The 12,786-nt window shown below is 73.4% G+C and carries 13 protein-coding genes; 4 read left to right on the top strand and 9 right to left on the bottom strand.

The window, feature by feature from the left end; all coding sequences use genetic code 11:
• Positions 1-98: 98 nt before the first annotated feature.
• From ACFV8H_RS20475 to ACFV8H_RS20465, 3 genes are all read left to right on the top strand, one after another.
• Positions 99-650 carry a TerB family tellurite resistance protein gene (locus ACFV8H_RS20475; protein ID WP_375892480.1) on the top strand — a complete coding sequence of 184 codons (552 nt, stop codon included), beginning with the start codon at positions 99-101 and terminating at the stop codon, positions 648-650.
• 163 nt (positions 651-813) lie between these two features.
• The gene (gene recO / locus ACFV8H_RS20470; protein ID WP_380401719.1) at positions 814-1,560 is read left to right on the top strand and encodes a DNA repair protein RecO; all 747 of its coding nucleotides are present in this window, start codon (positions 814-816) and stop codon (positions 1,558-1,560) included.
• Positions 1,561-1,564: 4 nt separating this feature from the next.
• Positions 1,565-2,404, top strand: coding sequence for an isoprenyl transferase (locus ACFV8H_RS20465; RefSeq protein ID WP_375892484.1), 840 nt, complete (start codon positions 1,565-1,567; stop codon positions 2,402-2,404).
• Between the two features lie 101 nt (positions 2,405-2,505).
• On the opposite strand, the gene ACFV8H_RS20460 is transcribed toward ACFV8H_RS20465, so the two are convergent.
• Genes ACFV8H_RS20460 through ACFV8H_RS20445 form a run of 4 tightly spaced genes read right to left on the bottom strand, consistent with a single transcriptional unit; the run spans position 2,506 to position 5,736 of the window.
• Positions 2,506-2,916 (bottom strand): Fur family transcriptional regulator, encoded by a 411-nt coding sequence (locus ACFV8H_RS20460; protein WP_360228723.1) that lies wholly within the window; start codon positions 2,914-2,916, stop codon positions 2,506-2,508.
• Positions 2,917-2,951: 35 nt separating this feature from the next.
• Positions 2,952-3,974 (bottom strand): metal ABC transporter permease, encoded by a 1,023-nt coding sequence (locus tag ACFV8H_RS20455; RefSeq protein ID WP_380401715.1) that lies wholly within the window; start codon positions 3,972-3,974, stop codon positions 2,952-2,954.
• A complete protein-coding gene (locus ACFV8H_RS20450; RefSeq protein ID WP_375892487.1) occupies positions 3,971-4,735 on the bottom strand; it encodes a metal ABC transporter ATP-binding protein in 765 nt (254 codons plus the stop codon). The genes ACFV8H_RS20455 and ACFV8H_RS20450 overlap by 4 nt, the downstream gene beginning before the upstream one ends.
• Positions 4,736-4,749: 14 nt before the next feature.
• On the bottom strand, positions 4,750-5,736 hold the full coding sequence (locus tag ACFV8H_RS20445; RefSeq protein ID WP_380401712.1) for a metal ABC transporter substrate-binding protein: 987 nt from the start codon (positions 5,734-5,736) through the stop codon (positions 4,750-4,752).
• Between the two features lie 191 nt (positions 5,737-5,927).
• Here ACFV8H_RS20445 and ACFV8H_RS20440 point away from each other — a divergent pair, with 191 nt between their 5' ends.
• Positions 5,928-7,310, top strand: a complete 1,383-nt coding sequence (locus tag ACFV8H_RS20440; RefSeq protein ID WP_380401709.1) for a glycine--tRNA ligase — start codon at positions 5,928-5,930, stop codon at positions 7,308-7,310.
• A 113-nt stretch (positions 7,311-7,423) separates the two neighbouring features.
• Here the strand turns inward: ACFV8H_RS20440 and ACFV8H_RS20435 are convergent, their stop codons facing one another.
• The 5 genes from ACFV8H_RS20435 to ACFV8H_RS20415 all read right to left on the bottom strand — a co-directional run bounded on the left by ACFV8H_RS20435 (position 7,424) and on the right by ACFV8H_RS20415 (position 12,516).
• Positions 7,424-8,620: a hypothetical protein gene (locus tag ACFV8H_RS20435; protein ID WP_380401706.1), complete on the bottom strand. Its 1,197-nt coding sequence runs from the start codon at positions 8,618-8,620 to the stop codon at positions 7,424-7,426.
• Between the two features lie 199 nt (positions 8,621-8,819).
• Positions 8,820-9,398, bottom strand: a complete 579-nt coding sequence (locus ACFV8H_RS20430; protein WP_380401703.1) for an NADAR family protein — start codon at positions 9,396-9,398, stop codon at positions 8,820-8,822.
• 82 nt (positions 9,399-9,480) lie between these two features.
• Complete coding sequence (locus ACFV8H_RS20425) at positions 9,481-10,593, bottom strand: threonine aldolase family protein (RefSeq protein ID WP_380401700.1); 1,113 nt, start codon at positions 10,591-10,593, stop codon at positions 9,481-9,483.
• Positions 10,594-10,645: 52 nt separating this feature from the next.
• Entirely contained in the window at positions 10,646-11,539 is an 894-nt protein-coding gene (locus tag ACFV8H_RS20420; protein ID WP_380401697.1) for a transcriptional regulator, read from the bottom strand.
• A 137-nt stretch (positions 11,540-11,676) separates the two neighbouring features.
• A complete protein-coding gene (locus ACFV8H_RS20415; protein WP_380401694.1) occupies positions 11,677-12,516 on the bottom strand; it encodes a DUF3626 domain-containing protein in 840 nt (279 codons plus the stop codon).
• Positions 12,517-12,786: the final 270 nt, after the last annotated feature.

Genomic DNA, 12,786 nt, shown 5'->3' with positions numbered 1-12,786 from the left:
GCCCGAGGTGGCGGACCGATGTTCTCGGTGATTTCTTCTGTCCGGGCTGCGGCGGGGACCGCAACTACCGCCGGCAGCACGGCCGGCGGTGGCTGCGGTTGCTGGGGACGCCGGTCGCGCCGCTCGGGCCGGTGATCGGCAGCGTGCAGTGCACCAGCTGCCACGGGCGCTACGGCGTCGAGTCCCTGGAGCAGCCCACCAGCGTGCGCCTCGGCGCGATGCTGCGGGACGCCCAGTACACCATCGCCCTGGCCCTGCTCGCGGCCGGCGGCACCGCCCACCGGGCGGCCCGTGAGGCGGCCTGCACGGCGGTGCGCGAGGCCGGGTTCGAGGACTGCGGCGAGGCCCAGGTGCTGGCCGCGCTCGCCGCGCTGTCCGGGCTCGGCGGCGAACTCCACGACGCCCACGGGATGGCCGGCGGCCTGACCGTGGAACTGCACGCGGTGCTCGAACCGCTCGCCCCGCACCTGGCCCAGCAGGGCCGGGAGCGGCTGCTGCTGCTGGGCGCGGCGATCGCCCTGGCGGACGGGCGCTACCTGCCGCAGGAGCGCGAGGCGCTGGCCGCGGTCGGCAGCTGCCTGGACCTGCCGCAGAGCCAGGTGCCGGCGCTGCTGGAGGCGGCGACCCGGGCACCGTACGAGAACCTGTAGGGCCTCGGCCCCGCCCCTCCGGACCTTCCGTATCCCCCACAAACGGGCCCGCCCCCCCTCCGGGCCCGCCGTGACCCGCACCGCAGTGGTCCTCCCCCACGGCCCCCGGTGCGGGCAACACGGCTGTCCACGGCTGTCAGAGCCCTGGGGGACAATGGGGGGCATGAGTCTTTTCCGGGACGACGGCGTCGTGTTGCGGGCGCAGAAGCTCGGCGAGGCCGATCGGATCATCACCCTGCTGACCCGCCACCACGGCAAGGTGCGGGCGGTGGCGCGCGGGGTGCGCAAGACCAAGTCCAAGTTCGGCGCCCGGCTGGAGCCGTTCTCGCACGTGGACGTGCAGTTCTTCAGCCGGGGGAGCGAGCTGATCGGGCGCGGGCTGCCGCTGTGCACCCAGGTGGAGACCATCGCCCCGTACGGCGGATCGATCGTCACCGACTACGGCCGCTACACCGCCGGCACGGCGATGCTGGAGACGGCCGAGCGCTTCGCCGAGAACGAGGGCGAGCCGGCCGTCCAGCAGTATCTGCTGCTGGTGGGCGGGCTGCGCGTGCTGGCGGCCGGGACGCACGAGTCGCACCTGGTGCTGGACGCCTTCCTGCTGCGCTCGCTCGCGGTGAACGGGTACGGCGCGAGCTTCACGGACTGCGCCAAATGCGGCCTGGACGGGCCGAACCGTTTCTTCTCCCTCCCCGCAGGGGGGGTGCTCTGCGCGGACTGCCGAGTGCCCGGATGTGCCGTACCCTCCCCTGAGACACTGGTACTGCTCGGGGCGCTGCTGTCAGGGGACTGGCGGACGGCCGACGCCTGCGAGCCGCGGTACTGGCGGGAGGGCAGCGGCCTGGTCGCGGCCTATCTGCAGTGGCACCTGGAGCGGGGCATCCGCTCGATGAGATACGTGGAGAAGTGAGCACATGGCAGCGCGACGGCTCTTCGGCGGCGGCAAGCAGCGGGTCTACGAACCCCCGACCCCGCACCCCAGCGGCGCCAAGCCCCCGAAGCTCCCCGGCGAGCTGGTCCCGGACCACGTCGCCATCGTGATGGACGGCAACGGCCGCTGGGCCAAGGAGCGCGGGCTGCCCCGCACCGAGGGCCACAAGATCGGCGAGTCCGTGGTGCTGGACGTGCTCAAGGGCGCGATCGAGCTCGGCGTCAAGAACATCTCGCTGTACGCGTTCTCCACCGAGAACTGGAAGCGCTCGCCCGACGAGGTGAAGTTCCTGATGAACTTCAACCGGGACGTCATCCGCCGCCGCCGTGACGAGATGGACGCGATGGGCGTGCGGATCCGCTGGGCCGGCCGGATGCCCAAGCTGTGGAAGAGCGTCGTCCAGGAGCTCCAGGTCGCCGAGGAGCAGACCAAGGGCAACGACGCGGTGACGCTCTACATGTGCGTCAACTACGGCGGCCGGGCCGAACTCGCCGACGCCGCGCAGGCGATCGCGCTGGACGTGGCGGCCGGCCGGCTGGACCCGAAGAAGGTCAACGAGAAGACCATCGCCAAGTACATGTACCACCCGGACATGCCGGACGTGGATCTCTTCCTGCGCCCCAGCGGCGAGCAGCGCACCTCCAACTTCCTGCTCTGGCAGTCCGCGTACGCCGAGTTCGTGTTCCAGGACGTGCTCTGGCCGGACTTCGACCGCCGCGACCTGTGGCGCGCCTGCGAGCAGTTCGCGATGCGCGACCGCCGCTTCGGCGGGGCGATCCCGAACGAGGTCGCCGCGCCGCTGGAGCTGCCCACCCAGCGCTGACGCCGACCGGTGCGCGCGTGCCGAAGGGCCCGCGGGAACGGTTCGTTCCCGCGGGCCCTTCGGCCGTCGTCCGCGCGGGCTGCCCCCGTACGGACGGCCGTTCAGCCCTTCTTCGCGCAGTCCGCGCAGGTGCCGAAGATCTCCAGGGTGTGCGCGATGTCGCTGAACCCGTGCTCGGCGGCGACCGAGTTGGCCCAGCGCTCGACCGCGGGGCCCTCGACCTCGACGGTGGCGCCGCAGTGCCGGCAGACCAGGTGGTGGTGGTGCCCGCTGCTGCACCGGCGGTAGACGGCCTCGCCGTCGGCGGTGCGCAGCACGTCCACCTCACCGGCGTCGGCGAGCGACTGGAGGGTGCGGTAGACCGTGGTCAGACCGACGGAGTCCCCGCGGTGCTTGAGCAGGTCGTGGAGCTCCTGGGCGCTGCGGAAGTCCGCGATCTCGTCCAGGGCCGCCGAGACGGCGGCTCGCTGCCGGGTCGAGCGGGCGCGCGGCGACGGGCCTGCGGTGGTCACCGTGGGTCCTCCTGGGGTCGTGGGCGTCACGCACCTCATTGTGCCAGCCCGGCCCGCCGCTCCGGAGTGGTCGCGTCGGAGGAAGTCGTTCCCGGGTCCTGGCCGGGGATCCGGCCGGGGCCGCGGCCGGGGATCGGGTCGGGGAACGCGTCGGCGATTCCGTCGGGGAACGCGTCGGGGATTCCGTCCGGGAGCCGGACGTCGCAGACCTGGGGGGCCGGGTCGGCGTCGCCGCGGCGCCGGTGGCGGCGGCGGGCGAGCGGGGCGGCGATCGCGCTGAACACCGCGAACACCGCGATGGCGAGCAGCACGATGGCCGGGCCGGAGGGCACGTCGAGCTGGTAGGAACCGGTGACGCCGGCCAGCGCGACCACCACGCCGAGCGCGATCGAGGCGGCCTGGGTGGCGGCGAAGGAGCGGGTCAACTGCTGGGCGGCGACCACCGGGACCACCATCAGCGCGCTGACCAGCAGCAGGCCGACCACCCGCATGGCGACCGTGACGGTCACCGCGGCCATCACCGCGAGCAGCAGGTTGAGGGTGCGCACCGGAACGCCGGTGACCCGGGCGAAGTCCTCGTCCTGGCAGATCGCGAAGAGCTGGCGGCGCAGGCCGACGGTGACCGCGATCACCACGGCCCCGAGCACCGCGATGGTGGCCAGGTCGGCGGGGGCGACGGTGAGGATCGAGCCCCACAGGTAGCTCTCCAGCGAGCCGGCCCCGGCCTGGGCGGACATCGAGACGAGCAGCTTGCCGCAGGCCATGCCGCCGTAGAAGAGCATCGCCAGGGCGATGTCGCCGCGCTGGTTGCCGCGCGAGCGGACCAGCTCCATGGTGACGGCGCCGAGCACGCAGACCAGCACGGCCATCCAGACCGGGCTGGTCTGGAAGATGAAGCCGAGGCCGACGCCGGTCATCGCGACGTGGCCCATGCCGTCGCCCATCAGGGCCTGGCGGCGTTGCACCAGGTAGATCCCGACGGCGGGGGCGGTGATCCCGACCAGTACGGCGGCCAGCAGGGCGCGCTGCATGAAGTCGTAGGAGAGCATCTCGGTCATGCGAGCAGCCTCGGCGGGGTGAGGTCGGCGTGCGGGTGGACGTGGTCGTGGCCGGGCAGCGCGTGCAGGCCGGTGTTGGGAACCGGCGGGCCGTCGTGCGCGACGCAGCCGTCCCGCAGCACCACGGCGCGGTCGATCAGCGGCTCCAGCGGCCCGAGTTCGTGCAGCACCAGGAGCACCGAGGCGCCGCGGCCGACCTCGGCACGCAGGGTGTCGGCGAGCACCTGCTGGCTGGCGGCGTCGACGCCGGCCATCGGCTCGTCCATGATCAGCAGGTCGGGGGTGCCGACCAGGGCGCGGGCGATCAGCACCCGCTGCTGCTGGCCGCCGGAGAGGTCGGCGACGCCGTCCCCGGCCCGGTCCAGCATGCCGACAGCGGCCAGCGCGCCGTCCACCGCGGCGCGGTCCCGGCGACGGAACGGCAGCAGCCGGTGCTGCGCCAGCCGCCCGGTGGAGACCACCTCGCGCACGGTGGCGGGGACGCCGGAGGCGGCGGTGGTGCGCTGCGGGACGTACCCGATCCGGTGCCAGGCGCGGAAGGAGCCGTACGGGGTGCCGAACAGCTCCAGGGTGCCCTGCTCCAGCGGCACGGAGCCGATCACGGCCTTGACGGTGGTCGACTTGCCGGAGCCGTTGGCGCCGAGCAGGGCGACGACCTCGCCGGGTCGGACGGTGAGGTCGACGCCGCGCAGCACCGGCCGGCCGCCGCGCGAGGCGACGGCGTCGAGGAGGCGGACGGCCGGGGGTATCGGGTGGGTCATGGTGGTGCGTCCCGTCAGCTCGCGGGGGTGGGGGCGGCGGTCGCCGTGGGCGCGCCGAGGGCGGCCCGGAGGTTGGCCAGGTTCTGCTTCATGACGGTCAGGTAGTCGTCCTTGGCGGGGTCCTTGACGCCCTCCAGCGGGTCCAGCACGGCGGTCTTGAGGCCGAGGTCCTTGGCGACGGTGTCGGCGAGCTTGGGGCTGACCAGGGTCTCGAAGAAGATCGTGGTGACGCCGTTGTCCTTGGCGGCCTTCTGTACCTCGGCGAGGCGGGCCGGGGTGGGCTCGGACTCCGGGTCGACGCCGTTGATGGCGACCTGGGTGAGGCCGTAGTGGTCGGCGAGGTAGCCGAAGGCGGCGTGGCTGGTGACGAAGGTCTTGGTCTTGACGTCCTGCAGCCCGGTCCGGAACTCCTGGTCCAGGGCGGTGAGCCGGGTGACCAGGTCGTCGGTGTTCTTCCGGTAGTCGGCGGCGTGGGCGGGGTCGGCCTTGGCGAACTCGGCGCCGACGCTCTTGGCGATCGCGGCGTAGCGGCTCGGGTCGAGCCAGACGTGCGGGTCGCCGGCCGGGCCCTCGTGCTTGTGGCCGTCGCCCTCGGCGGTGCCCTCGTCGAGGTGGTGGTCGACCAGCGGGCTGGCGGCGGTGGCGTCGATCTTGTGCTTGCTGCCCGACTGGTCGACGGCCTGGTCGACGGTGGGCTGGAGGCCCTTGAGGTAGAGGATCGCGTCGGCCTTCTGGACGCCGGCGACCTGCTTGGCGGTGAGTTCCAGGTCGTGCGGCTCGACGCCGGGCGCGGTGAGGTCGGTGACCGAGACGTGCTCCTTGCCGATCTGCTGGGCCAGGAACTCCATCGGGTAGAAGGAGGCGACGACGTTCAGCTTGCCGTCCGTGCCCTGGGCGCTGCTGCTGCCGCCGCAGGCCGTGAGGGCCAGTGAGGAGGCGAGGGCGGCGACGGCGAGGGCGGCGGTCTTGCGGGTCCGGCGGCTGAGCAGTCCGATCATCATGACAATCATTCTCATCTCAAGTGGAAATGATTGTCAACTCACTCGGACGGGTGAACGACAGGTGGCGGTGGACGGGGGGAGCCGGACCCTATCGATTTGAACCCCGTACCCGTCCGGCCGGTAACCTTGGGTATTCGGGTACGAGCAACCAGCCGTGCCCTGACCGTGCCGTACGTACTGAAGAGAGCACTGTGGCCGCCGACAAGATCGACACGATCGTCAGCCTGAGCAAGCGCCGAGGCTTCGTCTACCCCTGCAGCGAGATCTACGGCGGCACGCGTGCCGCCTGGGACTACGGGCCGCTGGGCGTCGAACTCAAGGAGAACATCAAGCGCCAGTGGTGGCGCACGATGGTCCAGGCCCGCGAGGACGTCGTCGGACTCGACTCGTCGGTGATCCTGGCCCGCGAGGTCTGGGAGGCCTCCGGCCACGTCGCCACCTTCAACGACCCGCTGACCGAGTGCCTCTCCTGCCACAAGCGCCACCGGGCCGACCACCTGGAGGAGAAGTACGAGGCCAAGCACGGCTTCCCGCCGCCGAACGGCCTCAAGGACGTCAACTGCCCCGACTGCGGTACCAAGGGCCAGTTCACCGAGCCCAAGGACTTCTCGGGCATGCTGAAGACCCACCTCGGCGTCACCGAGGAGGCGAGCGGCCTGGCGTTCCTGCGCCCCGAGACCGCCCAGGGCATCTTCACCAACTTCAGCTCCGTCCAGACCACGTCGCGCAAGAAGCCGCCGTTCGGCATCGCCCAGACCGGCAAGAGCTTCCGCAACGAGATCACCCCCGGCAACTTCATCTTCCGCACCCGCGAGTTCGAGCAGATGGAGATGGAGTTCTTCGTCAAGCCGGGCGAGGACGAGCAGTGGCACGAGTACTGGCTCCAGCAGCGCTGGGACTGGTACGTCGACCTCGGCATGCGCACCGAGAACATGCGCTTCTTCGAGCACCCGAAGGAGAAGCTCTCCCACTACGCCAAGCGCACCGTGGACATCGAGTACCGCTTCAACTTCGGCGGCTCCGAGTTCTCCGAGCTGGAGGGCGTCGCCAACCGCACGGACTACGACCTGCGGGTGCACAGCGAGGCCTCCGGCAAGGACCTCCGGTACTTCGACCAGGAGAGCGGCGAGCGGTACTTCCCGTACGTCATCGAGCCGGCGGCCGGCCTCAACCGCGCCATGCTGGCCTTCCTGATCGACGCCTACTTCGAGGACGAGGCGCCGAACGCCAAGGGCGTCATGGAGAAGCGCGTCGGCATGCGGCTCGACCCGCGCCTGGCCCCGGTCAAGGTCGCCGTGCTGCCGCTGTCGCGCAACGCCGAGCTCTCCCCGAAGGCCCGCGGCCTGGCCGCCGACCTGCGCACCGCGTGGAACGTCGAGTTCGACGACGCGGGCGCGATCGGCAAGCGCTACCGCCGCCAGGACGAGATCGGCACGCCGTTCTGCGTCACGGTCGACTTCGACACCCTCGAGGACAACGCCGTGACCGTGCGCGACCGCGACACCATGTCGCAGGAGCGCGTGTCGCTCGACCAGGTGAAGGGCTACCTGGCGGCGCGGCTGATCGGCTGCTGAGTCCGGTGCTTCGGTAGTCCGGTACTGCGGTACTTCGGGGAGCCCCCGGTCGTCCTCCTTCGTGGAGGCGGGCCGGGGGCTCCCTGCGTTCCTGTTGTTCCGGGGGCGGGGGCCTACCGCCGGCCCCAGCGGGAGCGCGCGGCGGCCGGCGCGGCGGTCGGCAGGCCGGCCGTGCGCAGGGCGGCCAGGGTGGTGCGGTGGCGGGTGTCGTCGGCGAGCAGGGCGGCCAGCAGCTGCCCGTAGAGGTCCCGGCGGTTCTCCAACGCGGCGGCCAGGCGCACCAGTTCGACCGGCGGGCGCAGGGCCGCCAGCTCCTGGAGCAGGAGGGTGGCGAGCGCGGGCGGCAGTTCGGTCGCGAGTCCGGCCAGGTCCGCGGTCGGGCGGCCGGCCGCCTGGCGCAGCAGCATGCGGACGTCGGCGGGGCGGCCGTGCTGCTGGAGGCCGGCGGCCAGCGAGGTCAGCTCCGGGGTCGGTGCCGAGCCCCACTCCCAGAGCAGCGTGGCGCTGTCGGCGTGCTGCCCGGCCCGCTCCAGCGCGGCGAGCAGGGCCGGGACCGCGGCGGCCGGGTAGGCCCGGAAGGCGTGGAACAGTTCGGCGGCCTCCTCGGCCAGGCCCAGCTCCCGCAGCTCCGCCAGCACCGTGACGGCGTGCTCGGGGGCGCCCCGGGCGGCCGTCCGGGCCAGTTGGAGCGAGGCGCCGGTCGGGCCGCGCCGGGAGAGCATCCCGACCAGCAGGGCGGCGTCGGCGGGGGCGAGGTGGGCGGCGGCCCGGTCCAGCAGCTCCCCGGCCTCGGGGAGGGCGCCGCTGCGGTGGAGTCCGGTGATCCGCTCGGTGAGGGCGCCGAGGTCGGGGCGGACGGGTGGAGCGGGAGACGGCGCCGCAGCGGGGGTCGGCGCCGCTGCCGGGATCGGGGCCGGGGGTGGGGTCGGCGCCGGGGGTGGGGTCGGCGCCGGGGGTGGGGGCGGTGGGGGCTGGTGGGGAGAGCGGGGCGGGTGATCCGCCTGCTCCGGGGTGGGCCGGGGGTGCGGCCGCTGTCTCAGGTGGATCTCCAATTCCCGTAACTGATCGCTCAGTTGCAGGCAGCGCGCACCCAGGCCCTCGCGCAGGGTGCGGGCCTGGGCGAGCTGCCGCAGCAGGTCGTCGTCCGGGCGCCGGCGGCCCGGGGCCGCCCGTATCGCCTCGTTCAACCGGCGTTCGCGTTGGCCCGCGTAGCGGCTCGCGCGGAGCAACTCGTCCAGTTCCGACCGGAGTTCGGCGGCCCGTTGCTCGCCCTCCGGTTGCTGGCCTGCGGATTCTTCCGTCGACCGCATGCGCATGATCGCCCCAACCTGTCCATCTGTTCCCTGACTGCGGGACATCCTGGCGTCGGAATGTGGCGATGGAGTTACGAGAGCGCGACCAGTCGTGCCCGAGTGGTGTCAAGGAGCGCGCAGAGGGCGGCCGTTGCGAGAAGTGCGCCGGTCGCGCTCCGTGGCGGGGCCGCCCCGTCCGGCGGGGGAGTGACCGGCCTCATCCGGCCAGTCGCGCCCGCGCCTCCATCAGTGCGAACCCGAGCAGGTTCAACCCCCGCCACTCCAGCGGGCGTTCGGCCCGGATGTCGTCCGCGCCGAGACCGATGCCCCAGATCCGGTCCAGCGGGCTGGCCTCGACCAGGACGCGGCCTCCCGTGCCGAGCAGGTACTCCCGCAGGGCCTCGTCCTGGCCGAACTTCGCGACGTTCCCCTCGACCACCAGGTCGAACCGGCCCGCCGTCCAGGTCTCGTCGTCGAAGTCCTGGACCAGTCGGCCCAGCTTCTTCGCCTCGGCGGGCGTCCGGGCCTTCAGTACCTGCTGCTCGATCGCCCGGTCGCCGAACATCCGGGCCTTGCCGGCCATCATCCAGTGCTCGGCGGAGGCGTACGTCACCCCGTCGACGGTGAACTGCCCGGGCCACCACTGGCTCAGGCACTCCTGTCGCGCCCCGCCGCCCTTGCGGGCGGTGTGCCCCCAGAACATCACCCACTTCGGCCGCGCCCCGGTGGCCATCAGGCCCGCCAGCTGCTCGCGGCTGCGGACGTCGGCGAAGTCTCCGGCCTGCTGCTTGCTCATAATCGTCATTCTGACACGAAGGGTCGGGAGCCCGCCATCCGTTTGACGGCGGGCTCCGTCGGAGGGCCGGCCCTCCCGGGGGTCAGTCCCGTTCGGCGGCGGCGACCAGCTCCAGGAAGCGCAGCCCGAGTTCGGTGACCTCCTGCGCCGTCCAGTCCTGGGCCGAGCCCGCCAGCCGGACCTCGGCCATGGCGAGGCCGGGGGCGGCGTCGGTCCAGTCCAGGAACCAGGTCCCCTCCCGCTCGGCGAGGGCGAGGGTGGCGGCGTTCAGGACGCGCGCCGGGTGGGGGAGCCAGAGCTGGAAGTCGTGGGTGGGCGGCGCCTCCGGGAGGATCCGCGCACCGGGAAGGGCGGCCAGGGCGGGGACGAGGGTCGCCGCGTGGCGGGTGTAGCCGGGGATCCGGGGGAGCTCGGTGTCCAGGCCGGCGAGCGCGGCGAGGGCGGCCGGCCACTGCTGGTAGAGCTGGCCGCCGTAACGGTGGCGCCAGGTGCGGGCGTAGGCGGTGAAGGCCTTGTCCCCGGCGAGGGCGGCCCCGCTGATGCCGCCGAGGTCCTTGTAGAAGGAGACGTAGACGCTGTCGGCCAGGGCGGCGATCTCGTCCAGCGGCCGGCCGAAGTGGGTCGTGGTGTTCCAGAGGCGGGCGCCGTCGAAGTGCACCCGGGCACCGGCCTCGCGGGCGACGGCGACCAGCTCGGTGAGCTCGCCCCAGCTGGGCAGGAGGAAGCCCGGGTCGCGGAGCGGGAGTTCCACCACCAGGGTGCCGAACGGCTCGCCGAGGCCGCGCAGGTCGTCGGCGGTCGGCTGCCGCGCCTCGGTGGTGGGCCAGAGGCTGCGCAGGCCGGTGAGCTGGATGTGGGCGTGGCGTTCGTGCCGTTCGAGGTGGCTCTGCGGGTGGAGCGCGACGGCCGGGTTGCCGGTCCGCTCGGCGTGGTGGCGCAGGGCGACCTGCTGGGCCATCGTCCCGCTGGGGAAGAACACCGCGTCCTCCGTGCCGAGGAGCGCGGCGGTGCGCTCCTCCAGCTCCCCGACCGGCCCGCCGTTCCCATAGACGTCGGGGTGGGCGTCCGGCTCGACCGCCTCGGCGAGCGCGGTGAGGCGCTCGCGCATGGTGAGCGGGCGGGCGCCGGAGAGGAAGCGGGTACAGGCCCGGCGGGCGGCGCGCAGGCGGGCCGGGTCGATCTGGTCATCGGTCATCCGGCGATTGTCGGAGCGGCGGGGACGCCGGGCCAACTGCTTTTCCCTGCGCTCAGGCCTTTTCTGCCCCGGGCGGGTCGAAGGCGCGGAAGAGGGACAGGTCGGGGGCCCGGCGCCGGATCGCCGCCCACCGCTCCCGGAAGTCGTGGCGCAGTCGTGCGGGCGGCCAGGGGACGGGCCGCAGTTCGGGCGGCAGCAGTGGGTCGTGCTCCAGTGCCCGGCCGAACGCGTCGGCCAACCCCAGGGCGGTGGCGACGAGTGCGGTGGAGCCGTGGTCGGTGGAGCCGTGGTCGGTGCCGATGGGTTCGGGGGAGTCGTGGTCGGTGGCGACCGGTTCCGCGGCGAGCGCCTCCGCGAGCGCCTCGGCGAGCGGCCGGTAGGCGGCGAGGGTGTCGGCCGCGGGCCACAGGCGCTCCGCGACGGAGGCCGGGTCGGTGAACCCGGGGCCGGTCAGCCGGGTGGCCTCCGCGGTGATCAGGTAGCTGCCGACGGTGGACTCCGAGGTCTCGTCGACGAGTTCGGCCAGCAGGTCGTGCGGGCTGAGGTAGGCGCCGGGGGCGAGCGGGGCGGCGCCGAGGCGGGTCAGCGCGGTGCGGAGGGCGTCGCGTTCGGGGCGGTGCTGTTCCGGTACGGAGAAGGTGTGGAGCCGCCAGAGCCCGTCCCAGGGGGCGAGTCCGGCGTCCTGGGCGTAGGCGAGCCGGACGAGGCGGACGTCCGTGTCGGAGCGGAGCCGGCCCGCGTCGGTCAGCAGGAGGCGGCCCTTGCGGCCGCGGCCCTCCTGCCGGAGGACGCCCGCGGCCTCCAGCCGGCGGATCGCCAGCCGGACCGGCTGGTCGGCGAGTCCGGCCGCGGCGGCGAGGTCGTAGACGTAGGCGAGGGACGCGGTGCCCTGCGGGTCGAAGCAGGCCTCGACGACCGTCCGCGGCGCGGGCTGGTACTCGGACAAGGGGAGACCTCGGTTCTCGATCGCGCCCCGGCTCCGGCGCCGCCCCCAGGGTAGCCGCGGCGGGAGAAGCGACGCGGGTCACCGGAGCAGGGCGGCGCCGGACTGTCGCACCGGGCCGTGAGGCTCCGCCGACCCCCCTACGCGGGGGCGCCGAAGCGGGCGAGGTAGTGCCACACCCTCTTGAGGTCCTGGGGGTCGTGGCGGCCGGTCGCGGCGGCGGCGCCGATGATCCGGGGGTCGAGGGCGCCGTCCTCGGCGATCCGGGCGCCGAGGTCGACGAACTCCTGGCCGCGGTAGTCGGGGTGGCGGCGGAGCTCCTCGACGGTGAGCCGGAAGCCGGGGTGCCACTCCAGGGGGCAGGGGAGGCGGCGGGCGGCGTCCTCGACCGGGGTGTTCCGGTAGCAGGGGTCCAGCACCAGGGCCTCGACGTCCCCGGCCAGCCGGACCGGGCCGTGGACGTGCGCCTCGATGCAGTCGTCGAGGGCGTCCCGGTCGTCGGCCAGGGCGAGCGGGATGAGCCCCATGTGGGCCGCGGTGCCGAAGTCCGTGGGCTCCAGGAAGCTGTCCGGGTAGCAGAAGGTGGTGCGCTCCAGGGCGGGGGCGGTGAGCCGGAAGTGCGCGGACCCGAAGCGGGGTGCGGCGCCGACGGGATTGCGGCGGTGGTCGAGGGCGCCGTAGACGGGGCGTTCGCAGGGGGCCGCGTCGTCGTAGGCGCCGTTGAAGATCCTGCTCTCCCAGCGCCAGCGGTCCCCGCCCGGGTGGGCGGTCAGGCCGCCGTTGCTGGTGCCGGTGGCGAACTGGGAGAGGTAGACGCCGTCCTCGGCCAGGGCGTCCAGGACGGCCCGGCCGCGGGAGACCCGGTCCGGGTGGAAGTTGAGGGTCACCCGCAGGGCCGGGTCGACCGGCGGGCCGGCGGCGAGCGAGGCCACGTGGTCGAGGGCCCGGACCTGCGGGGTCGGGACGGCGTCGGAGCTCATGGGGGGTAGTGTCGCGCGGCCGGGCCGGTGGGTGCACCCGGGTTTCCGTCCGCCCGGGCGCTGCTGCGTCCGCCCCGGGGCCGCCCCGTCAGACGTAGTGCGTCTGGAGGTCGTCGGGGAACAGGGTGGTGCCGGCGACGACGGCCGCCGGGGCGGCCAGGAACGCGAGAACGAAGCTCATGAGCTCCCCCTTCCTTCGGACTCGATCACTGTGCGAACCAAGTATCGCGGACCGGGGTGCCCGTCCGCCATGGCTGAAGTAGCTTGGGG

The sequence above is a fragment of the Kitasatospora sp. NPDC059827 genome (assembly GCF_042731675.1).
Lineage (GTDB): Bacteria > Actinomycetota > Actinomycetes > Streptomycetales > Streptomycetaceae > Kitasatospora.
The sequence above is the reverse complement of the archived record's forward strand: the minus strand, read 5'-3'. Positions and strand labels throughout refer to the sequence as shown.

Excerpts from the sequence above, each read along its gene's own strand:
- ACFV8H_RS20435 (WP_380401706.1), bottom strand. The coding sequence starts at position 8,620 with ATGCGGTCGACGGAAGAATCCGCAGGCCAGCAACCGGAGGGCGAGCAA.
- ACFV8H_RS20445 (WP_380401712.1), bottom strand. The coding sequence starts at position 5,736 with ATGATGATCGGACTGCTCAGCCGCCGGACCCGCAAGACCGCCGCCCTC.
- ACFV8H_RS20415 (WP_380401694.1), bottom strand. The coding sequence starts at position 12,516 with ATGAGCTCCGACGCCGTCCCGACCCCGCAGGTCCGGGCCCTCGACCAC.
- ACFV8H_RS20465 (WP_375892484.1), top strand. The coding sequence starts at position 1,565 with ATGGCAGCGCGACGGCTCTTCGGCGGCGGCAAGCAGCGGGTCTACGAA.
- ACFV8H_RS20425 (WP_380401700.1), bottom strand. The coding sequence starts at position 10,593 with ATGACCGATGACCAGATCGACCCGGCCCGCCTGCGCGCCGCCCGCCGG.
- ACFV8H_RS20450 (WP_375892487.1), bottom strand. The coding sequence starts at position 4,735 with ATGACCCACCCGATACCCCCGGCCGTCCGCCTCCTCGACGCCGTCGCC.
- ACFV8H_RS20455 (WP_380401715.1), bottom strand. The coding sequence starts at position 3,974 with ATGACCGAGATGCTCTCCTACGACTTCATGCAGCGCGCCCTGCTGGCC.
- recO (WP_380401719.1), top strand. The coding sequence starts at position 814 with ATGAGTCTTTTCCGGGACGACGGCGTCGTGTTGCGGGCGCAGAAGCTC.
- ACFV8H_RS20430 (WP_380401703.1), bottom strand. The coding sequence starts at position 9,398 with ATGAGCAAGCAGCAGGCCGGAGACTTCGCCGACGTCCGCAGCCGCGAG.